This is a genomic window from Polaribacter vadi, assembly GCF_001761365.1.
GTDB classification, from domain to species: domain Bacteria; phylum Bacteroidota; class Bacteroidia; order Flavobacteriales; family Flavobacteriaceae; genus Polaribacter; species Polaribacter vadi.
The window spans coordinates 1018885-1043269 of sequence record NZ_CP017477.1 but is presented as its reverse complement, the minus strand read 5'-3'; the positions used below and the strand labels follow the sequence as shown (position 1 = coordinate 1043269).

The 24385-nt window shown below is 29.8% G+C and carries 11 protein-coding genes, 3 tRNA genes and 1 pseudogene; 11 read left to right on the top strand and 4 right to left on the bottom strand.

Going from position 1 to position 24385, the window contains the following annotated elements; all coding sequences use genetic code 11:
• Positions 1-240 precede the first annotated feature (240 nt).
• Positions 241-2790: a DNA gyrase subunit A gene (gyrA, locus tag LPB03_RS04660; RefSeq protein WP_065319043.1), complete on the top strand. Its 2550-nt coding sequence runs from the start codon at positions 241-243 to the stop codon at positions 2788-2790.
• Positions 2791-2813: 23 nt separating this feature from the next.
• On the top strand, positions 2814-4058 hold the full coding sequence (locus LPB03_RS04655) for a tetratricopeptide repeat protein (protein WP_065319044.1): 1245 nt from the start codon (positions 2814-2816) through the stop codon (positions 4056-4058).
• 51 nt (positions 4059-4109) lie between these two features.
• Here LPB03_RS04655 and LPB03_RS04650 read toward each other — a convergent pair whose 3' ends face one another.
• Both LPB03_RS04650 and LPB03_RS04645 read right to left on the bottom strand, forming a co-directional pair.
• A complete protein-coding gene (locus LPB03_RS04650; RefSeq protein ID WP_065319045.1) occupies positions 4110-4877 on the bottom strand; it encodes a C40 family peptidase in 768 nt (255 codons plus the stop codon).
• 11 nt (positions 4878-4888) lie between these two features.
• Entirely contained in the window at positions 4889-6064 is a 1176-nt protein-coding gene (locus LPB03_RS04645; RefSeq protein ID WP_065319046.1) for an acetyl-CoA C-acyltransferase, read from the bottom strand.
• 138 nt (positions 6065-6202) lie between these two features.
• Here LPB03_RS04645 and LPB03_RS04640 point away from each other — a divergent pair, with 138 nt between their 5' ends.
• The 4 genes from LPB03_RS04640 to LPB03_RS04625 all read left to right on the top strand — a co-directional run bounded on the left by LPB03_RS04640 (position 6203) and on the right by LPB03_RS04625 (position 8688).
• The gene (locus tag LPB03_RS04640; protein ID WP_065319047.1) at positions 6203-8266 is read left to right on the top strand and encodes an HD family phosphohydrolase; all 2064 of its coding nucleotides are present in this window, start codon (positions 6203-6205) and stop codon (positions 8264-8266) included.
• 99 nt (positions 8267-8365) lie between these two features.
• A tRNA-Ser gene (locus LPB03_RS04635) sits at positions 8366-8449 on the top strand.
• A gap of 61 nt (positions 8450-8510) precedes the next feature.
• Positions 8511-8585: transfer RNA gene (locus tag LPB03_RS04630), tRNA-Pro, on the top strand.
• A 29-nt stretch (positions 8586-8614) separates the two neighbouring features.
• Positions 8615-8688 (top strand) — tRNA-Arg (locus LPB03_RS04625).
• A 207-nt stretch (positions 8689-8895) separates the two neighbouring features.
• Here the strand turns inward: LPB03_RS04625 and LPB03_RS04620 are convergent.
• Positions 8896-9225 (bottom strand): YegP family protein, encoded by a 330-nt coding sequence (locus LPB03_RS04620; protein ID WP_065319048.1) that lies wholly within the window; start codon positions 9223-9225, stop codon positions 8896-8898.
• A 1360-nt stretch (positions 9226-10585) separates the two neighbouring features.
• Between LPB03_RS04620 and LPB03_RS04615 the strand changes: the two genes are divergently transcribed.
• The 5 genes and pseudogenes from LPB03_RS04615 to LPB03_RS04600 all read left to right on the top strand — a co-directional run bounded on the left by LPB03_RS04615 (position 10586) and on the right by LPB03_RS04600 (position 22927).
• Complete coding sequence (locus LPB03_RS04615) at positions 10586-10969, top strand: HU family DNA-binding protein (RefSeq protein ID WP_065319049.1); 384 nt, start codon at positions 10586-10588, stop codon at positions 10967-10969.
• Between the two features lie 311 nt (positions 10970-11280).
• A pseudogene (locus LPB03_RS16590) lies at positions 11281-11532 on the top strand (DUF8810 domain-containing protein); the annotation flags it as partial.
• Between the two features lie 311 nt (positions 11533-11843).
• Positions 11844-17336 carry a PKD domain-containing protein gene (locus LPB03_RS04610; RefSeq protein WP_083187117.1) on the top strand — a complete coding sequence of 1831 codons (5493 nt, stop codon included), beginning with the start codon at positions 11844-11846 and terminating at the stop codon, positions 17334-17336.
• Between the two features lies 1 nt (position 17337).
• Positions 17338-18336, top strand: coding sequence for a PorP/SprF family type IX secretion system membrane protein (locus LPB03_RS04605; protein ID WP_065319051.1), 999 nt, complete (start codon positions 17338-17340; stop codon positions 18334-18336).
• 4105 nt (positions 18337-22441) lie between these two features.
• Positions 22442-22927 carry a hypothetical protein gene (locus tag LPB03_RS04600; RefSeq protein ID WP_065319052.1) on the top strand — a complete coding sequence of 162 codons (486 nt, stop codon included), beginning with the start codon at positions 22442-22444 and terminating at the stop codon, positions 22925-22927.
• 498 nt (positions 22928-23425) lie between these two features.
• Here LPB03_RS04600 and LPB03_RS04595 read toward each other — a convergent pair whose 3' ends face one another.
• Positions 23426-24346 (bottom strand): hypothetical protein, encoded by a 921-nt coding sequence (locus LPB03_RS04595; RefSeq protein ID WP_065319053.1) that lies wholly within the window; start codon positions 24344-24346, stop codon positions 23426-23428.
• Positions 24347-24385 lie beyond the last annotated feature (39 nt).

Genomic DNA, 24385 nt, shown 5'->3' with positions numbered 1-24385 from the left:
TTAGTCTCTTTCTTTTTTACATAATTACAAAAAAGATGCCAATATAAAAAACTGACAAACTGACTAATAAATTAAAGGTATAAAACTATTACAAATGAAACAAATAAAAGACTGTTAAAAATTATCAAAAAATGTTGATAACTATGATGTTTTACAGTCGATAAAACCTTTGTAGATACTGTAAGAAATAGTATCTTGCCTTGTTTTAAAAATTTGGATAAATACTAATAAGAATTATATATGTCAGAAGGGGAAAAATTAATTCCAATTAATATTGAAGAGCAGATGAAATCTGCATACATTGATTATTCAATGTCAGTAATAGTTTCAAGAGCATTGCCAGATGTTAGAGATGGTTTAAAACCAGTTCATAGAAGAGTTTTGTATGGTATGCACGAGTTAGGAATTAAAGCAACAGGGTCTTACAAGAAGTCTGCAAGAATTGTTGGGGAAGTTTTAGGAAAGTATCATCCTCATGGAGATACTTCTGTGTACGATTCTATGGTGCGTATGGCACAGAGTTGGAGTGTACGTTACATGATGGTTGATGGCCAAGGAAACTTTGGTTCTGTAGATGGAGATTCGCCTGCAGCAATGCGTTATACAGAGGTTAGAATGCAAAAAATATCAGAAGATATGTTGGCTGATATTGAAAAAGATACTGTAGATCATCGTTTAAATTTCGATGATACTTTGCAAGAACCTACTGTTTTACCAACTAAGATTCCTAATCTATTGGTAAATGGAGCTTCAGGAATTGCTGTTGGTATGGCTACAAATATGGCACCTCATAACTTAACAGAAGTTATTAACGGAACCATTGCTTATATTGATAATAACGATATTGAGATTGATGAGTTAATGCAACATATAACTGCACCAGATTTTCCAACAGGTGGAATAATTTATGGTTATGATGGTGTTAGAGAGGCTTTTCATACAGGTCGTGGACGTATTGTTATGCGTGCAAAAGCTATTATTGAAGAGATAAAAGGACGTGAGTGCATTATTGTAACTGAAATTCCTTACCAAGTGAATAAAGCAGACATGATCAAGAAAACTGCTGATTTGGTAAACGAGAAAAAACTTTCTGGTATTGCCAATATTCGTGATGAGTCTGATAGAAATGGAATGCGAATTGTCTATATTTTAAAGCGTGATGCAATTCCTAATATCGTATTAAACAAATTATTTAAATACACTCAACTACAAACTTCTTTTAGTGTAAATAATATTGCCTTAGTAAAAGGAAGACCAGAACAATTAAATCTAAAACAATTAATACATTATTTTGTTGAACACAGACATGAAGTTATTGTTCGTAGAACAGAATTTTTATTAAAGAAAGCAGAAGCTAGAGCGCATATTTTAGAAGGATTAATTATTGCTTCAGATAATATTGATGAAGTTATAAAAATAATTAGAGCTTCTGGTAATGCAGATGAGGCTAGAGAAAGTTTAATTGAACGTTTTGAGTTGACTGAAATTCAAGCAAAGGCAATTGTAGAAATGCGTTTGCGTCAACTAACAGGTTTAGAGCAAGACAAATTACGTGCAGAGTTTGACGAAATTATGTTAACAATTACGGATTTGAAAGATATTTTAGCGAACGAATCAAGACGTTATGAAATTATCAAAGAAGAATTATTACATATTAAAGATAAGTATGGTGATGAGCGTAGATCTATTATAGAATATGCTGGAGGTGATATGCGTATTGAAGATATGATTCCTGACACAAAAGTTGTGGTAACAATCTCTAATGCTGGATATTTAAAACGTACAAATTTAGATGAATATAAAGTTCAAAATAGAGGAGGTAGAGGTCAAAAAGGAGCAACTACAAGAAATGAAGATTTCTTAGAGCATTTATTTGTTGGTACAAATCATCAATATATGATGTTCTTTACACAAAAAGGAAAAGTATTCTGGATGCGTGTGTATGAAATTCCTGAAGGTGGTAAAAACACCAAAGGTAGAGCAATGCAGAACTTAATCAATATAGAACCTGATGATTCTGTAAAAGCATTTTTAGTAACACAAGATTTAAAAGACGAAGAATACATTAATAGTCATTATGTAATTATGGCTACCAAAAAAGGTCAAGTTAAAAAGACTTCTTTAGAGCAATATTCGCGTCCAAGAACAAATGGTATTAATGCAATCACTATCAAAGAAGGTGATGAATTATTATCAGCAAAATTAACAACAGGAGATAGTCAAGTAATGTTGGCTTTAGCATCTGGGAAATCGATTCGTTTTGAAGAAGCAAAAACAAGACCAATGGGAAGAACAGCTTCTGGAGTTCGTGGAATAACTTTACAACATGAAAATGATGAAGTAATTGGTATGGTTGCTGTAAACGATATGGAAAGCAATATTTTAGTGGTTTCTGAAAAAGGATATGGAAAACGTTCTAAACTAGAGGATTATAGAATTACCAATAGAGGAGGTAAAGGTGTTAAAACGCTTAACATTTCTGAAAAAACAGGTAATTTAGTAGCGATTAAAAATGTTGATGATTCTAATGATTTAATGATTATTAATAAATCTGGCTTAACCATTAGAATGGCTGTAGAAGATTTACGTGTTATGGGGCGTGCAACACAAGGTGTTCGTTTAATTAAGATCAAAGAAGATGACAGTATTGCTGCTGTAGCTAAAGTGATGCATGAAGATGAAGAGGTAGAAGCAGAGGATGAAAACTTAGAGGCTATTGATACTAATTCTGAAGAACAAACAGAAAATGGCACGGATATTGAAAATGATACAGAAGATAATAAAGAGTAATTATAAATTAAACACATATTAAAATGAAAAAACAGATTATAGCAATTTCATTAGGATTGATGTCAATTGGAATGTTTGCGCAAAAAAAAGAATTAAGAACTATCGATAAAGCTATCGATAAAAGCGACTTTAAAACTGCACAAGAAGGAATTGCAGCTTTAGAAGGTAATGAAAGTGCCATAGAACAAAAATATGAAGCTTGGTATTATTACTTAAAAGGTTCTGCTTATGGAAAATCGAACGTAGAAAAAGCTGTTGAAGCTTATGATAAATTGTTTGAAATAGAAAAAGAAAGTGGAAAATCGAAATATACAAATGAAGCGAAACCAAAGTTAAATGAATTAATTCAGTTTGTTTCAAATAAGGCAATTAATGCTTATAATGATGATAAAGATTATGTTACTGCTACTAAAAATTTCTATTTAACATATAAGTTAAGTCCTACTGACACCATTTTTTTATACAATGCTGCTGTGAGTGCTTCTTTACAGAAAGATTATGATACTTCTTTTGAGTATTATAAAGAATTACAAGATATTGGGTATACAGGTGTTACCACGCAATATTTTGCAGTGAACAAAGAAACTGGAGTTAAAGAAAATTTAGGAGGAAAAAGTCAAAGAGATTTAATGGTGAAAACTGGTCAATACAGTACACCAACAGACGAAAATACTGAGTCTAAACAAGCAGATATTATAAAGAATCTTAGTTTTATTCTAATTGCGCAAGGTAAAACGGATGAAGCAGTTGTTGCTATTAAAGAAGCAAGAAAGAATGAGCCTAAAGATTTAAATCTTTTATTAAACGAAGCTCAATTGTACATCAAGTTAGAGAAGATGGATAAATTTCAAGAATTAATGGAAGAAGCTGTACAATTAGATCCTGAAAACCCTACTCTATTTTTTAATCTAGGTGTTGTAAATCATAACCAAGGAAAATCTGAAGAAGCTATTGAATACTATAAAAGAGCTATTGAGTTAGATCCAGAATATGCTGATGCTTATATGAATATATCTGTAGCGATTTTATCTGGAGAACAAGCTATTGTAGAGGAAATGAATAAAAATTTATCTAACTTTAAAAAATATGATGAATTAGAGCTAAAACAAAAAGCGTTGTATAATAAAGCACTTCCTTATTTAGAGAAAGCAGATGAACTTGGTAGAACTGAAGATACTGTAAAATCTCTTTTAAATATTTATGACCTTACAGGGAATAAAAAAGCTGAGACTTTAAGACCTATCTATAAAAAAATGAGAGGTATGTAATCTTTCTAATTGATAAAAAATAAAAACCGAAATCTTACGATTTCGGTTTTTTTATATAATTTTTTTAATAACTCTTAATTTATGAGTGTGCGTTTGCAAATCGTGGTTAAAAATACCACTATGATCTAAAGTGTCAATTCTTACTTTACCATGTGCATGAATAATATGATAATCTTTTAAAATAATACCAACGTGAATTATTTCTCCTTCATCATTATCAAAAAAAGCTAAATCTCCAGGTTCACTCTCTTCAATAAAACTTAAAACCTCTCCTTGTTTTGCTTGCTGTTTTGCATCTCTTAATAATTTATAACCACAAATTTTATAAACCATTTGAGTAAAACCAGAACAATCTATACCAAAAGGAGTTTTGCCTCCCCATAAAAAAGGAGCGTTTAAAAAAGTAAAAGCGTTTCGAATTATTTCACTTTTAGCCATTTTATTAGAAAATACTTTACCTTGGTAATTATATTTTTTAGAATTGATAAAAAAATGATGATCAGCAAAAAAAGGCAATCTCGATCCTATAGGAATTGTTAATAGATTATTTGTAGCATCTGTTATGAAATCGACGAACTCGCCACTATAAACAGGAGCATCTAATACTAATTTTTGATATAAATCTTCAGAAATTTTTTCAAATTGTTTATGATCTATAAAGCCCTCAAAATCATCGGAAGCCAATCGAATTTTACTCCAATATTTTTGTTGTTCAAGAATTGTAAAAAACTCTCCAAATAAAATTTGACTCACCATTTCTGATGAGTCTGAAGGTGCTGCTCTTAAAGGAACAATACTTAAATTACAAATTCCGTACAAATTGTATAAAATTAAATTCTTTCAATAATTAATGCACTAGCACCACCACCACCATTACAGATAGCAGCAGCTCCAATTTTTGCATTATTTTGTTTTAAAATAGATGTTAATGCAATAACAACTCTAGCTCCAGAAACGCCTAAAGGATGTCCTAAAGAAACAGCACCACCATTTACATTTGTATTTTTATCAGTAATATTTAAAAGTTTCATGTTTGCCAAACCAACAATAGAAAAAGCTTCATTTAATTCAAAATAATCTACATCATTAATAGATATATTTGCTTTTGCCAACGCTTTTGGTAATGCTTTTGCAGGCGCAGTTGTAAACCATTTTGGTTCGTGAGCAGCATCTGCATAACTTAGTATTTTTGCAAGTGGTGTAATATTTAATTCTTTTGCTTTCTCAGCAGACATTAAAACTAAAGCAGCTCCACCATCATTAATAGTAGATGCGTTTGCAGCAGTAACTGTTCCATCTTTTGTAAAAGCCGCTCTTAAAGCAGGAATTTTATCCATTTTTACATTCTTAAACTCTTCGTCTTCAGAAAAAACAATATCTTCTCCACGTCTTTGTGGTATTGAAACTGGTACAATTTCATCAGCAAATTTACCTTCGCTCCAAGCTTTTGCAGAACGTTCATAAGATTGTATAGCAAATGCATCTTGATCTTCTCTAGAAAAACCGTATTCAGTAGCACATTCATCTGCACAAACACCCATTGCAACATTCTCATAGGCATCTACCAAACCATCTCTTTGCAACCCATCTTCCATCGTAATTGGTCCAAATTTCGATCCATTTCTTGCATGTTGATAATGAGGAATAGAGCTCATGTTTTCCATACCACCAGCAATAACAATATCAGCATCACCTAAAGCAATGGTTTGGGCAGCTAGCATAATCGATTTCATACCAGAAGCACATACTTTGTTTACAGTTGTACAAGGAACAGTATTTGGAATACCAGCATGAATTGCAGCTTGTCTTGCAGGTGCTTGTCCTAAACCAGCAGAAACTACATTCCCCATAAAAACTTCTTGAACTAAATTTGGATCTAAATTTATTTTACTTAATGCTCCTTTTATGGCAGTTGCTCCTAAAATTGTTGCAGGTATTGATGATAAACTACCCATAAAACTTCCAATAGGAGTTCTTGCTACAGATACAATTACTACGTCTTTCATGCGTGATATTTAAGTGTTATTTCGTTTTTAATTCTGGTGCTAAATTAACCATTTTAAATCAAAAAGAAATCTTAAATACAGGTGTAATTTTTTGCGTTCGTATATTTGCACTAAGTTTGTGTAAATAACAAAATTTTTATGAGTGAATTTGTAAATAAAATATATAGAAACAATACGATTATCTACAAGGTAATTTTGTTTTTAATTACTACGGTTGCTATTGTGTATTTATTTCCAAAAGGAGGGCAGTTTAAATATGATTTTAACAACGGGCAACTTTGGAAATATGATAATTTGTATGCAACATTCGATTTTGCGATTCAAAAAACGGATGAAGAAATTTCATTAGAAAAGAAAGAGATTAAAGCGAATTCCAAACTTTATTTTAACTACAAAACAGATGTTGTATCTAAAGTAAATGAAACTTTTAAAAACAGAATAGGAATTTTAAAAGTAGAGGATTCATTATCCATTACTGAAATAAATCGCCTTGAAGTAATTGGTGAAAGTATTATTAATAAAATTTATAATTCAGGGTTTTTAGAAGTAGCAAGTGAAAATGTAGTTGCTGATAATAATCAAATTATAGCTTTAAAAAAAGATAATGAAGTAGAGGATGTTTCATTTAAAAACTTATTGACTTCTAAAGATGTATTAAAAATCATTAAAATTAACTTAGGAAAAGAACCTTATAATTACGGACAAAAATCGCTCTTAAATATATTAGCAGGTATTGTAAAACCAAACGTTACTTTCGATGAAATATATACGAATAAAGTAATAGAAAACGAAATTGGTAAAATTTCATACACCAAAGGTAAAGTTACAGAAGGCGAATTAATAATTTTAAAAGGGGGGATTGTAGAAGGTAAAAAACTCGCTATTCTAAATTCGTTAAAAAGTGAGTCAGCATCAAAAGTTTGGACAGATTCTAATTATAACTGGATTGTGTTTGGATACACAATTTTAGTGTCACTTGCATTATTGATGCTATTATTATTTCTGCATAAATATAGAATAGAAATTTTTGAAAACAATAACAAAGTAACTTTTATATTTTTTAATGTATTTGCCATCATTTTTATTCAAACATTGGTTATCAAATATAACGCAGACTATTTGTATGTGGTTCCCTTAAGTATATTACCAATAATTATAAAAGCATTTTTTGATGCTAGATTGGGTTTGTTTACTCATGTTTTAACAGTACTGCTTTTAGGATATATTGTTCCTAATAGTTTTGAATTTATTTATCTCCATATTATTGCAGGTATTGTTACCATACTTACAGTCTCTGAGTTGTATAAAAGAGCTAATTTATTTATATCTGTTGCGCAGATTACAGGTATTTATATGATTACTTATTTTGCTTTTTCAATTATAAAAGAAGGCAATGCATCACAAATTAATTGGGATTATTTTATTCTATTTGCCATGAATGGTTTATTATCCTTTTTGTCGATTATTTTAATTTATATGTATGAAAAAGTTTTTGGGTTGGTTTCTGATGTTACACTTTTAGAATTATCAAACACAAATGCAAAACTGTTAAGAGAATTAAATGAAAAAGCCCCAGGAACTTTTCAGCACTCTATGCAAGTAGCAAATTTAGCAGAAGCTGCAGCCAATGAAATAGGAGCAAACTCCATGTTAGTAAGAACAGGTGCGTTATATCATGATATTGGAAAGATGCTTAATCCTATGTATTTTATAGAAAATCAATCTACAGGCGTAAATCCTCATAACGATTTATCACCTAGAGATAGTTCTAAAATCATAACAGATCATGTTATAAAAGGAGTAGAATTAGCCAAGAAATATAATTTACCAGATAGAATTATAGATTTTATAAGAACACATCATGGAACAAGTTCTACTTACTATTTTTATAAAAAGGAGCAAGAATTAAATCCAGATACAAAAATTGATATTAAAAACTTTCAATATAAAGGCCCGATTCCATTCTCTAAAGAAACCGCTATTTTAATGATGTGTGATGCTGCTGAAGCTGCCTCAAAAAGTATTAAAAATCCTACAGCGCAGTCTATCAGTAATTTAATTGATAAAATTATTGATAAACAAATGGCAGATAATCAATTTTTAAACTCAGATATTACATTTAGAGAGATAAAAGTGATCAAAAAAGTCATCAAAAAAAAATTGATGAATATCTATCATTTACGAGTAGAATATCCAGAATAAAAAAAATACAGAAAAAAGTTAAAAACATCTTGCTAAATTGTAATTCTAATATTACATTTGCACTCGCATTTAAACAAATGCAAATAAGTTCATAAAGTAGGAGAGGTGCCAGAGTGGTAATGGAGCAGATTGCTAATCTGTCGACGGGTAACTGTCGCCAGGGTTCGAGTCCCTGTCTCTCCGCAAATAATATATAAAGTAAAGAAATTAAATTGTTTTTTATTCGTAATTAATAATTTATTTTCGGGGTGTAGCGTAGCCCGGTCATCGCGCCTCGTTTGGGACGAGGAGGTCGCAGGTTCGAATCCTGCCACCCCGACACTGTTTTCGTAGAAACATAAAAACTACGGGCTCTTAGCTCAGCTGGATAGAGCACCTCCCTTCTAAGGAGGCGGTCGGAGGTTCGAATCCTCCAGGGCTCACTTAAAGCTTCACAGAAATGTGAGGCTTTTTTGTTTTCTATAAGTTTTATAAGGGTTTGTAGAAGTTTTATAGTACTTTATTGGATTCTCTAAATTATAATCTAACGTTCAATAAGGTATTTTAAAAGTACCCCATATTAAAATTGATTATATATAAAAAAGGAGCTTAAAATTAAGCTCCAATTAGTTCTAAATAAATTTAAGTTATTAAGATAAATCTTCTGTAGATGCTGATGGTGCATTGCTTTTTACAGATGCAATACCATTATCTCTTCCACTTGTACTTTCATACATTTCACTCGTGCCAATAATTTGACCATTACTAGCTTTTAAATTGAAATAAGGTTTGCCATTAGAGGATGTTTTTTTATCAAATTTAGAGTCATCTTGAGAGTTCGTTTTAACAGATAATATACCATTTTCACAACCAGCTTTTGAAGAATACCCTTCACTCGTTAATATTACTTGACCATTATTAGCTTTTAAGTTAAACTGAAACTCTCCATTGGTTCTTTTAGAAATAACAAATTTTCCCATTCTTATAAATTTTTATATTAATAAAATTAAAGGTATAAAAAATATATAAATACCTAATTAAAAGTTTTTCACAATTCATTAACAACCAAAAAGATAAAGCTATGCTATCATATAAATTACATATTCTATTTAACTTAGATCAAGTCAAAAAATAAAAAGGACAATGCCCTATGAAATGTAGAATTACTTATAAAAAAATAAGAAAGTAATTTCCTATAGAGATATTATTGGCCCTAATATTTGGTTAAATAAGAAACAAAAAGCTTTTCCAAAGAACAAAGAAAGCATCATTTTAAATTATTAACTAAGCCTTATTCATCAACAGATAGATAAGGTTTTTTTTAATGCTCCAAATCTTGCCAAATGAGTTTGATGTAGATGACATCTATAGGAAGTATAAAGGGGAAGATTCTAAAGAAGAAAATATAATTTTAGAAGCATATGACTTGCATAACCAGAAGACAGAAAACTTTAAAAACCGAACTCAGTGGGTTTTCAAATTATAAGATCATTATAAAACTTCAATGAAGAGTTGTTGTGTATTTTAAACTTAAAATGGATTCTACAATGTAAATTATGATGATTTTTAATAAAAAATTGTATAGAAAACTAGTTTAGAAACTAAAATTCTTATGCTCTAAGCAAATCGTAAACTTTATTTATATAGACAGAATTTTAGCAATATGCTAAACAGGTATTGAATCGTACAATCCCTAGCCAGATAACCTGCTATAGTTTTTGTTATTCTTTTCTTTAAAACACTTTTTTTTAAAAGATATCCTAGTATTTCTTTTGATAAAAAAAAGCTAAATAAGCAGGGGTTTTTGCAAATAAGCAAAAAAAATAGGCAATTTGTTTACAAATCATGGGTTTTGTGTATAAGTAAAGCTTTGTTATACAAGCCATAACTCCGAAATTTACATGGCTAGACTTTAATTGTTTATAGATTAGATTCCTAAAAAAAAAAGAAAACAAAGATTTATTTCTCATGTCTTAAAAAACAAAAGAACACTTTGTAGTTTAGCAAAAAAAAACCTTAAAGATGATGCTTTAAGGCCTTTTTTAAAACGGTAACACTATAAGAAGTGCGTAGTTTTGATTTGCACTTTAAAATTACAATACTTCTTATAGCTTACCAAATTTATTTTTATAAATTTAAAGCAGTCCATCATGCTGCATTTGGTAAGATAATGACTTAACTTTTAACATCTTAACTCCTGAGTAGTGGTTTTTGCTACTTGGTAATACTGTATAAAGACGTGTACCTTATTGGCAATTTGCTGAGTTTTTAAAGCGCATTCTATCAGGTTTTTGTATTACTACCTTTTTTAAAAGTAATACTTATTTAACATTTAATATTATGTCGATTACATATAAAACGATTACCAGAAAAAATCCAAGAGATTTAGTAGCACCAGAAAAATATTATGCTGCTGTAAGTCCAAACGGAAGCGTAGACTTTGAGTCTTTAGCAGTTTTAATTTCAGAACAATGTACAGTAACAGATACAGATTGTATTGCTGTGTTAAACGTTCTTGAAAAAAATATTATTAGAGAACTTAAAGAAGGGCGCATTGTGCGTTTAGGAAAGTTAGGAAACTTTCAAGTAAGTTTAAGTTCAGATGGTTTTGAAACGGAGGAAGAAGTTACTGCCAATGCCGTTAAAAAGGCTAGAATATTATTTAGACCTGCAAAAAAAATGCGAGCCTTGTTAAACGATTTAACTTTTAGAAAAGTGAGTTAAGTTAAAGCGCATGTAAGCATTTATTTGCTTCATTTTAAAGCGACAATAACCTAGTTATTGTCGCTTTTTTTGTTGCTTTTTTTTGAATTTTAGCCAAAATTGCATCAAGACGCAACTTTAATCGCGTCTTGAGGCAACTTTTACTGCATCCTGATGCAGTTTTTAAAGCGCTTTTAACGAATATTTGGTGCCTTTTTATAGAAAATAAGCGCTTTTTTGAGGCTTTTTAACAAGCTTACAAGCCCAAAATTGTGGTTTTTTAGTGCTAAATTATACTCTTTTATAGGCGAAAATAATTAAATTTAGAATTTGGAGACTTTATAAAAGAGCTAAATAAAGCTATTAAAACAAGCAATAAGCAACGTTTAAAAGACAACTTACAAGAAGTGCCAACCCTAACCAAAAAAGATGAGTTTGAATGGTTAGATCTTTTTGAAGAAAACAAACAAAAAGCACAAGCCTTACAAACCCAAATTAACCAAACAGACGCAGCAATAGATACTATGGTTTATGAGTTGTATGGTTTGACCGAGGATGAAATAGCAATAGTTGAAAACTCGTAAGTCATTGCGAGTTTACGAGGCAATCTAAAAACAGGAATTGAAAAAGAAAAAATAATAAAAGATGAAATAAATTAGAGGCTTATAGGTGCAATACACATGCGCTACCCAGTTTAAAAGCAACCCTTTTGTATGGTTTTCAAGAATACTTGTTCACGGAATTTCATTGATTTTAGGATATGAAATAAGATTCTTTTAGGAATATTTTAACTAAATTTGATTGTTAAAAAAATTGCAACTTTTCTAAAAACAAGACTTATTGTATTAAAAATAAAGTCTTTTTTGTGTTGCTGCCAATAGTTCTTATATAAGATATGAAGTTTAAACAGCATTTACCCGTTTTACGCAATAAGAACCTTATACTTTTTGCTGTCATAGTGCTTGGTTGCATGCTGTTGAAATCGTATGCCCATCAAAACACGGATGTAAAAGGAGCTTTTGCTTACAACCCTAAAGTAACTATAAAAGCCGACAGTAATGAAATTTGTGAAAGAGAAATTATGATCATTACCCTTGAAGGCTCAGAAGGCACAGCTCCTTATCTTTTTAAGTACACCATTAATGGTGGTGCAGAAAAAAGCATTACCTCTAACAATGCAGGAATCGCAGAAATTAACTTTAGAGAAGTTTTTGCGGGTACTTTTAATTATAAACTTACGAGTGTTACAGATGCTAATTCCCAAGTTACTCAAATAGCAGATCAAGAAGTCAGTATTCTTGTGAACGCTGTGCCTTTGGTTGAATTTACATTCGATCAAACATCGATTTGTGCTGGTGAACCTATTCAGTTTACAGCAGAAGCCACTGGTGCTGGAGAGCTTACTTATCTATGGGATTTTAATGATAATGTACAGTCGGATTTAGAAAACCCCTCTCATTCTTTTGAGTATTTTGGCTGCTCTACAGCAGAACGAACGTTTGGAGTTACATTATTGGTTACTGACGAAAATGGTTGTTTTAGTTCTGTTGCAAAATTTATAACAGTGATACCAAAACCAGATCTTGAATTTTTCGATATAGATGCCAACGATTTTAATAATTGTGATAATGCCACAATTGCCAATCCTGAATTTACCGTAAATGTAGGTAATAACTCAAAATCTCCTTGTGTGGATAACTATTCTATAGATTGGGGTGATGGAACTACAGAAGATTCTATTGAATTTCCAATTGAGCATACCTATGCAGAGTTAGGTGTATATGCAATGAAAGTTAGAGGTCTTGGTAAAAATGGGTGTTATAACGAATTGGAGTATCAAGTTATAAACATTAGCCATCCTGTAGGAGATATTACAAGTCTTGAAACTACCAATAATGTATGTTTAACGGATGCAGAAATAGACTTTGAAATTATAAACTGGCAAACGAATTGGCCAGATACTATGTATAGTGTTGATTTTGGTGATGGATCATCCATAGAAACATACACACATGCTGAAATTCAAAATAACAGCAAACTTAGTCATGTTTATGATGAAGGAAGTTGTAGTGAACCTAATGGCGAATTCATAGCAACGTTAACTATAGAAAATTTATGTTCAAAAACTGAACGAACCCTCAATAATATTAAAATATTAGCGCCATCAATAGCTGAATTTGAGTCCCAAGAAATTGCTTGTATCAATAGTGATGTAGCATTTATAAATACATCTTTGATTGGTGAAAATGACGATTGTAACAAAGCTGCAAACTTTATTTGGGATTTTGGTGATGGAACCATCGTAAACGATAATGGTGCAAATACAGCAACAAACCAATCACATCAATATACAAATTCTGGTACTTATACAGTTACGTTAACAGTAGCAACACAATGTGGCTCAGATGTTTTTACAAAGAATATTTGTATAGAAGAAGTAAATACGCCAACTTTTACGATTGATGAAGAGGCAGGCTGTATTCCCTTAAATATAGCAGCAACAAATACAACCACAGAAAATACAGTATGCAGTACTGCTAGTTATGAGTGGGAAGTTACATATGCTGCAAGCAATTGTGAAACAGTTGGAGCTTGGGCTTTTACCAATGGAACAGACCAAAACTCGGAAAACCCACAATTTTTATTTACGAATGCTGGCTTATATACACTAACACAAAAAATAATTACAGGTTGTGGCATTGAAACAAACTCCAAAATAATTGAAGTTAAAAAACCAGCAATAGTAAGTATTGATCCTATTGATAATGCCTGTGATAATCCTACGATAAATCCAACAGCAACTATTCAAAATTGTACTTCTAATGAATCTGGTAGTACCTATAATTGGACATTTACAGGAGGGAATCCATCAACAGCAAATACCTTAGATCCTGGAAATATTGTGTACGATGCTCCTGGAATTTACGAGGTAACCTTACAAATTACATCTGAATGTGGCCTATCTAATTTAGCAACCCAAACTTTTGAAGTATTTGAAAAGCCAGTGATTACCAACACGAATTTAACTCAAGAAATATGTTCCAATCAAAATACAGTAGCGATTGATTTGACATCGAGTATTGCAAATACAACATTTTCTTGGTCTGCTGTGGCTTCTACTGGTATTACTGGTTTTATAGCCAATGGAAGTACAAATACAATACCAACTCAAACTTTAATCAATAGTCAAAATACAAATGGTCAAGTCACTTATACAGTAATACCTGAGAATAATGATTGTATTGGAGATGCTGTGGATTTTGTAGTTACTGTAAACCCAACTCCAAAAATTACAACACAACCTTTATCATCAGAAGTTTGTAAAAATAGTGTTGCAACGCTTTTAGAAGTGGTTTTTGAAAACGGAACAGGAACTGCAACCTATCAATGGTTTTACAATACTACAGATACAAATTTTGGAGGAATTCCAATTTCTGATGCAAACACTAATACTTATAACCCACCAACTGAAAATGTGGGAGCATTATTTTATTATGTTGAAATTTCTTTTTCATCTGGTTCCTGTACTCAAATTGTTTCAAATACTGCTAGGGTAAATGTACTAGAACAACCAGTAATTAATCCCATAGAAACTGTACAAAATTATTGCATTGATGATATTTCAAAATCGTTAGAAGTTACCTATTCAGGAGCAACAGGAGTAGAGGTAAGGTACCAATGGTTCTCAAATACTATGAATTCAACTGCTGATGGAAATCCTTTAGTTGATGAAACTACAGATTCCTACAATCCACCAACAAATGCTGTTGGAACAATGTATTATTATGTAGAAATTTATTTTTCTAGAGGCGATTGTGCTACCCTTATTTCTAATTCAGCAAGTGTTATCGTAAATGAAACACCTGTTATTGCGAATGCAACAATAACTATTAATAGTGATGAAGCATTTATATTCAGCCCAAATTCAGTTTCTGGAAATACCATACCTAACAATACGTTTTATACATGGACAGCTCCAAACTTTAATCCTACAGATGCGATTATTGGCGCTTCTGACGCAACAACTCCTCAGCAACTCATAAGTCAAACGTTAGAGAACACAACAAGTTCACCTATAAAAGTTACGTATTTGATAACGCCTGCAACAGCAGATTGTACAGGGAATTCTTTTATGTTAGAAATTACTGTACTTGCGAGTATCAATGCAAATGCTGTCGTTGTTCCTGCTAGTTGTTTTCAAGCTAATGATGGAGCTATCACTACTAATATAATAGGAGGTGTTCCTTTTGATACTGGCAATCCTTATAATGTTTCTTGGTCTGGGCCAAATGGTTTTTCTTCATCCGAAAGTTCCATATCAAATTTAATAGCAGGGCTGTATACCATTACTATTGAAGATAAAGAAGGATTTAGAACAACAGAAGATTTTACAATTACACAACCAGATATATTAGAAATTACTAAAGATATAGAAAAAAATGTGTCGTGTTTTAATGGCAATAATGGTAACATAGAAATTACTATGAATGGAGGCACAATGCCCTACACTTATAATTGGACAACCACAAATGGTAGTGGAATTATATCTAACCAAAAAAATCAACATACGTTAACAAAAGGAAATTATACATTAGAAGTTATCGATCAAAATAACTGTACAATTTCAACAAGCTTTGTTCTTACAGAGCCAGAAGAAATAAAAATTACATTGCTTGATAAAAAGGATATTCTATGTTTTGGAGATGCAGCTGGTTCTTTGGAAGTTGCTGTTTCTGGAGGTGTAAAAACAGCAATATCTTCAGGTGCTTTTGATTATTTGTATTCTTGGTCTGGACCAAATGGATATACGAGTACTTCAAAAAATATTGATAATTTAATGGCAGGAGTTTACACTTTACATGTAATTGACGATTTGGGTTGTACAACAAATGCTACTTTTACTATAAATCAAGCAGATCAAATTAAGATTGATGTTGTAAAAACAGATGAAAGTTGTTACCAAAAAAGCGATGGAACTATTGATGTAACTTTAACAGGAGGAAAGGCACCCTATACTTTTACTTGGAGTAATTCAGCAACAGATTTATCATTATCAAATTTAGCTCCAGATAGATATACAATAAATGTTACAGATGCTAATAATTGTACAGAACAAACATCCATAGTAATTAACGAAGCTATTTTTTATATTGAACCTACAACATCACCAATAACATGTAACTCAGAAAATGATGCTTCTATTAATTTGAATTTAACTGGAGGTATTGCTCCAATTTCGATCGTTTGGAATGATGGTGTTACAGATGCAGCTCAAAGAAGTAATCTTGCAGCAGGTACCTATACTGTTACAATAACAGATAGCAATCCAACACAATGCCCGATAAAAGAAACTTTTATTATTTCGAATCCAGCACCAATTGTAGTTGTTGAAACTGTGATAGATGCCACAGATTGTGCTATTGAAAATAGTGGAAGTATCAATTTAGAAATCTCTGGAGGTGTAGAGCCATACTCTTTTTTATGGAATACAAATGAAACTTCAGAAGACTTAAATAATATTGGAGCAGGAGTGTATTCAGTTCAAATTACGGATGCAGTAGGCTGTGTTTTTACAGAGCAATACACTATTTTTAGGCAAGAACCCTTAGATATTTTGGTTGATGAGGTAATTATTAAAGATTGTGATTTAAGAACAGCTAGCAAACAATTAACCGCAAATGGTAGTGGAGGTTTTTCACCTTATACCTATTCATGGTCTTCAGGAACAATCTCTGGTGTAGACAATCATATAATGACTACTTCAGATAATGATGTTTATTCAGTAACCATTACAGACAGTGCAGGTTGTTCCCGACAAAAATCTTTTAATGTTAGTGTACCAACAATAGGCGCTACAGATTTTGAGTATAGTTCTTTTGCTTTTGATAATTACAACTTACTATCCATCAAAGATCCTATACAGTTTACAAGTTTATCAACAGGAGATATTCGTAAAATCACTTGGAATTTTGGTGATGGGAGTCCAACTATACATGAAGAAAATCCAACTTATACCTATACCAAAGAAGGTTTTTATACCATTATATATACTGTGGAATATGAAGTTGGATGCACATATGTTTTAGAAAGAATTGTACATATTACCAAAGGCTATATTTTAATAACCCCAAATTCCTTTACTCCTAATGGAGATGGTTATAATGATAGGATGAAACCCGTTCATGAAGGTTTTTCAGAAATAGAAATAACAATTTATACTACTTGGGGTGCCACAGTTTATTATGAAAAGAGTTTAAATTTTAAGGGCTGGGATGGATTTATAAAAGGTTTGCCAGCCGAAAATGGGAATTATGTGATTGTTATAAAAGGGCTTACTTTTTACAAAGGTGAAATCATTGAAACTTTACCATTTACATTAATAAAATAATATGAAGAGAGTTCTTATTCTATTTTTTGTTTTTACAAGTATGGTTAGTTATGCACAAGATGTTATTTTTTCGCAAGCTTTTTTGGTGCCAGAGACTTTAAACTCTTCATTTACGGGTTCTTTAAGAAGTACCAAAGTTGGCTCTTTATATAGATCTCAATGGAGGAACTCCACATTTAAAACAAACTCTAATTATGGTTTTTTTGATACTTGGTTAGAGCGTTATAAAATAGGAGTTGGTGTTAGTTTCCTAAATCAAACAGAAAATATTTCAAGCTATACATATAATCAAGTTAATTTTAATTATTCAATGGCATTTCAATTAAATGATACCTGGTTTTTTAGACCAAGTATTGTGGCCGGTTTTGGAATGAAAAATTATGGTTTTCAAAATTTATTATTAGGAGACCAAATTAATTTGAATACCTATACAATAAATACATCAAGTATAGATCCTGCTATACTTCGTAGTCAGCGTAATTTTTTCGATTTTAGTTCTTCTTTGCTATTTAACAATGCTGATAGTTGGATTGGGATTACAGTAAGACATTTAAATAAACCTAATATTTCTTTAACTGAAAATGGAAATGCTCCATTAAATATGTTTTTGTCAGTGCATGCAAAATATTATCTTCCTTTTTTAGAAAATCAAAGAACATTATTTAATCGAAAAAGTAAAGTGTATCTACTTTCTAATTTCATGATGCAAGGACCTTATAATCGATTAGATGTTGGAGGACAATATGTTTTTGAAAATCAATTTTCTTTAGGAATTACTGCTGGTTTAACACCTATAAAAAATGAATTTACATCTTCAATAGTAAGCGCTGTAAGTACATTTGTAGGTTTTAGATGGCAAGGTTTTAGATTTGGTTATTCGTATGATTTTAATACAACAAACCTATTAAATACAGGTGGTATTCATGAGTTTTCTGTTTCTTATGATTTTGATATCAATATTAGAGCTTTAAATAGATACAAGTGTATTTCTTCTTTTTAAGTTGATATCATTTAAAAATTTAAGATTGATTAAAGCTTCATAATAATTTGAATTCTTCTATTTTTTAAATGATTTCTTGTTTTTAAGGATATTGCTTATTTCAGAACCTTTAATTGTGTGTTATCTTTACAGTATATTAGTTAATCATTAATTCCCCCCAATTATGAAAGCGAATAATATAAAACGCATTATTATAGTATTAATCTGTTCTCTAGGTTTATACTCTTCAGGAAACTACTTAATGGAAATGTCTTACATCGATACCTTATTTGATGGTTTGAATGTAATGGTATTTTTTACCTGTTTCTTTCCCTTTTTAATTGTAAGCATTTCTTTAGTAAGAGAGTTTTTAAGAACGATCGTAAGATTTGCACATTAAGAATGTTATTTAGAAACCCCACTTTTCATCAACATACAATTACCCCGAATATTAAAGTATAATAGTAACACACTATTTTTATTTTAGTGACCCCTGAATTTCAAAAAAGCTTCACAGCAATGTGAAGTTTTTTTTTGTTTTTTAAATGATTTATTGTTTTTAAGGATATTGCTTATTTCAGAACCTTTAAATGTGCCTTATCTTTACAGTATATTAGTTAATCATTAATTCCCCCTAATTATGAAAGCGAATAATATAAAACGCATTATTATAGTATTAATCTGTTCTCTAGGTTTATACTCTTCAGGAAACTACTTAATGGAAATGTCTTACATCGATACCTTATTTGATGGTTTGAATGTAATGGTATTTTTTACCTGTTTCTTTCCCTTTCTAATCGTAAGCATTTCTTTAGTAAGAGAGTTTTTAAGAACGATCGTAAGATTTGCACACTAAGAATATTATTTAGATACCCCACTTTTCATCAACATAGAATTACCCCAAATATTAAAGTATAATAGTACACACTATTTTTATTTTAGTAACCCCTAAATTTCAAAAAAGCTTCACAACAATGTGAAGCTTTTTCTTGACTTTTTAAATGATTTATTGTTTTTAAGGATATTGCTTATTTCAGAACCTTTAATTAGTTCTTATCTTTACATTATATTAGTTAATCATTAATTCCCCCTAATTATGAAAGCGAATAATATAAAACGCATTATTATAGTATTAATCTGTTCTCTAGGTTTATACTCTTCAGGAAACTACTTAATGGAAATGTCTTACATCGATACCTTATTTGATGGGTTGAATGTTATGGTATTTTTTACCTGTTTCTTTCCCTTTTTAATTGTAAGCATTTCTTTAGTAAGAGAGTTTTTAAGAACGATCATAAGATTTGCACATTAACAATAGTTAGATCAGCAACATTAGTTAGATCAGCATTCATCAACTTAAAAAAAATGAATACTATATAATTCATAGTATAAAGTAGAATACATCCCTAAATTTTAAAATAAAACCCCGAATATTAAAATATAAATAGTACACACTATTTTTATTTTAGTAACCCCTAAATTCCAAAAAAGTTTCACAGTAATGTGAGGCTTTTTTTTTTATTGATTTATTGTTTTTAAGGATATTGCTTATTTCAGAACCTTTAAATGTGTCTTATCTTTACAGTATATTAGATAATCATTAATTCCCCCCAATTATGAAAGCGAATAATATAAAACGCATTATTATAGTATTAATCTGTTCTCTAGGTTTATACTCTTCAGGAAACTACTTAATGGAAATGTCTTACATCGATACCTTATTTGATGGTTTGAATGTAATGATATTTTTTACCTGTTTCTTTCCCTTTCTAATCGTAAGCATTTCTTTAGTAAGAGAGTTTTTAAGAACGATCGTAAGATTTGCACACTAACAATAGTTAGATCAGCATTCATCAACTTAAAAAAAACGAATACTATATAATTCATAGTATAAAGGAGAATACATCCCTAAATTTTAAAATAAAACCCCGAATATTAAAATATAAATAGTACACACTATTTTTATTTTAGTAACCCCTAAATTCCAAAAAAGTTTCACAGTAATGTGAGGCTTTTTTTTTATTGATTTATTGTTTTTAAGGATATTGCTTATTTCAGAACCTTTAAATGTGTCTTATCTTTACAGTATATTAGATAATCATTAATTCCCCCCAATTATGAAAGCGAATAATATAAAACGCATTATTATAGTATTAATCTGTTCTCTAGGTTTATACTCTTCAGGAAACTACTTAATGGAAATGTCTTACATCGAAACCTTATTTGATGGTTTGAATGTAATGGTATTTTTTACCTGTTTCTTTCCCTTTTTAATTGTAAGCATTTCTTTAGTAAGAGAGTTTTTAAGAACGATCGTAAGATTTGCACATTAACAATAGTTAGGTAAGCATTCATCAACTTTAAAAAAAAACGAATACTATTAAATTAATAGTATATAAGATAATACACCCCTAAATTTTAAAACTAAACCCCGAATATTAAAGTATAAATAGTACACACTATTTTTATTTTAGTAACCCCTAAATTCCAAAAAAGCTTCACAGCAATGTGAAGTTTTTTTTTGTTTTTTAAATGATTTATTGTTTTTAAGGATATTGCTTATTTCAGAACCTATAGTTGTGTGTTATCTTTACAGTATATTAGAATCATTAATTCCCCCCAATTATGAAAGCGAATAATATAAAACGCATTATTATAGTATTAATCTGTTCTCTAGGTTTATACTCTTCAGGAAACTACTTAATGGAAATGTCTTACATCGATACCTTATTTGATGGTTTGAATGTTATGATATTTTTTACCTGTTTCTTTCCCTTTTTAATTGTAAGTATTTCTTTAGTAAGAGAGTTTTTAAGAACGATCGTAAGATTTGCACACTAAGAATATTATTTAGATACCCCACTTTTCATCAACATACAATTACCCTGAATATTAAAGTATAATAGTAACACACTATTTTTATTTTAGTGACCCCTGAATTTCAAAAAAGCTTCACAGCAATGTGAAGCTTTTTTTTTGTTTTTTTTATTGATTTCTTGTTTTTAAGGATATTGCTTATTTCAGAACCTTTAAATGTGTCTTATCTTTACATTATATTAGATAATCATTAATTCCCCCCAATTATGAAAGCGAATAATATAAAACGCATTATTATAGTATTAATCTGTTCTCTAGGTTTATACTCTTCAGGAAACTACTTAATGGAAATGTCTTACATCGATACCTTATTTGATGGTTTGAATGTAATGATATTTTTTACCTGTTTCTTTCCCTTTTTAATTGTAAGCATTTCTTTAGTAAGAGAGTTTTTAAGAACGATCGTAAGATTTGCACATTAAGAATATTATTTAGATACCCCACTTTTCATCAACATACAATTACCCCGAATATTAAAGTATAATAGTAACACACTATTTTTATTTTAGTGACCCCTAAATTTCAAAAAAGCTTCACAGCAATGTGAGGCTTTTTTTTTTATATGATTTATGATTATTAAGGATATTGCTTATTTCAGAACCTTTAATTAGTTCTTATCTTTACAGTATATTAGATAATCATTAATTCCCCCCAATTATGAAAGCGAATAATATAAAACGCATTATTATAGTATTAATCTGTTCTCTAGGTTTATACTCTTCAGGAAACTACTTAATGGAAATGTCTTACATCGATACCTTATTTGATGGTTTGAATGTAATGGTATTTTTTACCTGTTTCTTTCCCTTTTTAATTGTAAGCATTTCTTTAGTAAGAGAGTTTTTAAGAACGATCGTAAGATTTGCACATTAAGAATCAATATACATCCCAATAATCCCGAATATAAAATTATAAATAGTAAGAACTATTTATATGGTTTTGCATCCCTAAGTTGTAAAAAAGTTTCATAGAAATGTAAAACTTACAACTTTCAGCATAAAAAAATATATTAACAAATTGTGTATCAAAAATATTATTTAAAACATTGAATTTGATTGTTTTATGAGTTTTAGGAGAAGGAAAAATGATAAAAATTATTTTTAAAAAAGTTATTAATTATTCTTTACCGAAACTAAATATTTGTTCGTCTAAACATTTGGATCAATAGTCGAAATTTAAATTTAGTTGCTCTTAAAACCTTTATTTTTGTTGTGTGTTTGAAACACTTTATTAAAAAATACCCTTAATTATGAAAAAAATAAAAAATACTTTAGCAGTTACAGTTTTGTTAATTGGTCTTTTTGCATTTAAAAATGCTCATACTAATCCAAATCCAGTTTTATTAAAAAGTTTAGAAAAAGAAAAAATAGTTAAAATGCTTTCAGCACAAGAGTTTGGTTGCAGACCATCTTCTGAGTTAAATTTTTACGTTGAAACTACACTACTTAAAAAATATAGAGGATATGCTAAAATTGAAGCAAAAGTGTTTGTTTTCGATAAACTTACTAATCAAAAAAGTATGTTAGCTAATGAAAATATTATTGTTGCCAATCATAAGGACTCTCTTATAAATTACGATAAAATTATAAATAATTCAGAAACTACAGAATTAGAAAATGGACATATAATAATTCATAATGAAAAGAATACTGAATTTAAGTTAGCAAATCTTTTAAAATCTGAATTAATTTATAATAGATATATCATATCAACAAACAAGTTATTAAATAGTTAAGATAACTTTAAACCCATTATAAAGTAAAAAAGCTTCACAGAAATGTGAAGCTTTTTTACTTTTAGCTTTTGTTTACGAATACAAGTAATATTTTATAAAACCAGCAAATAAGTATTAGTACCTATAAAATTTTAATTCTCTGAATATATTATTCTTTACAAACTGCTTTCTAAAAAGAGCTTATTATTTTGCGATTTAATCTTATCAAATAACTTAAAAATACATCTGTTGAGATAAAATTTAATTAAACGTTTCCTTTTTTAAAGAATAACATCATTCACTTCAAACTCTATTTTCTAGTATTAAGGAATTACTATATAGATAATATTATATGAAACTATTTGTGGAATGCTTCTTTTCTATATTTTTATAATTATTGATAAACTATCTTATGATTTAATTTATAGTTATTATCTTTTTAAATAGTTTATTTATAACCATAAAAAAAGGTGGTATTTTATATACCACCTTAATTCATTACCTAAAAAAACTTTGCACTTATTCACTTCCTCTTCTTCTTGTTGTTGTATTTTTAGAAATTTTACTCTTTGTATTTATATTTCTTTTACGATCTACTTTTCTATCAGTATTTTTAGTTGCTTTTCTCCTTGTATCTGAACTTCTAGAAGTATTTTCGTTTCTAGAGGTTGAAGAAGAACTTCTATTTGTTGTGCTATTTTGATTTGTATTTCTATAAACGTTAGAAGAACTTCTATTAGAAATAGCTCTATTATTAGTTGTAGCTCTATTATTTGGAGGTGTCTTTCTGTAAGAATTAGTATTGTTTCTTACAAAATTTTTTCTAGTTACAGAAACTGGTTTCCTTCTTTTCAAGATAGTGCTTCGCTTCCCAATATTCGCATTTGGTCTTGCTTTATAGTAATAAAAATTGTTGTCTTCTCTAAACTGAGCGTAGTTTCTTCCAAAATCACTTCTAGAAAAATAAACATCATTATGAGCATAAACATCACCAAAACTAACATTAAATCGTATGCCATTATCATAATAGAAATTTCTAACATTTCCATAAAAAATAGGAGTATTCCAATGGTCATATCGAACACTTAAATCGCCAACATTAGTTAGGATTCCTCTGCTATATCTAATTAAAACAGTACCAATTCTAGTTACATTTCCTCTTATATCATAACTAATAAAAACGTTGCCTACGTTTCTTATTCTTCCTCTAAAATCTCTGTTTATTCTAATTCCTCTGCTATTAAAACGTGTATCAAAATCAAATTCACCATTTGTAAAAACAAAAAATTCAATGCCTCTTTCAAAAAAGTTAACAGCGTTATTGTAAACATTATAAGAAGTCTCGTTATTTAATTTGTTTGATAAAATTTCGCCATCTTTAGCTTCTATGGTTGAAACTATCATGAACATTCCTAATAAAATAAGTATACCTTTTTTCATAATATATGGTTTAAGGGTTTTTGCCTACTCTAATTGCTT

Coding starts and splice junctions, on each gene's coding strand:
- LPB03_RS04605 (WP_065319051.1), top strand. CDS start 17,338: ATGAAGAGAGTTCTTATTCTATTTTTTGTTTTTACAAGTATGGTTAGT.
- LPB03_RS04620 (WP_065319048.1), bottom strand. CDS start 9,225: ATGGGAAAATTTGTTATTTCTAAAAGAACCAATGGAGAGTTTCAGTTT.
- LPB03_RS04610 (WP_083187117.1), top strand. CDS start 11,844: ATGAAGTTTAAACAGCATTTACCCGTTTTACGCAATAAGAACCTTATA.
- LPB03_RS04645 (WP_065319046.1), bottom strand. CDS start 6,064: ATGAAAGACGTAGTAATTGTATCTGTAGCAAGAACTCCTATTGGAAGT.
- LPB03_RS04600 (WP_065319052.1), top strand. CDS start 22,442: ATGAAAAAAATAAAAAATACTTTAGCAGTTACAGTTTTGTTAATTGGT.
- LPB03_RS04640 (WP_065319047.1), top strand. CDS start 6,203: ATGAGTGAATTTGTAAATAAAATATATAGAAACAATACGATTATCTAC.
- LPB03_RS04595 (WP_065319053.1), bottom strand. CDS start 24,346: ATGAAAAAAGGTATACTTATTTTATTAGGAATGTTCATGATAGTTTCA.
- LPB03_RS04655 (WP_065319044.1), top strand. CDS start 2,814: ATGAAAAAACAGATTATAGCAATTTCATTAGGATTGATGTCAATTGGA.
- gyrA (WP_065319043.1), top strand. CDS start 241: ATGTCAGAAGGGGAAAAATTAATTCCAATTAATATTGAAGAGCAGATG.
- LPB03_RS04615 (WP_065319049.1), top strand. CDS start 10,586: ATGTCGATTACATATAAAACGATTACCAGAAAAAATCCAAGAGATTTA.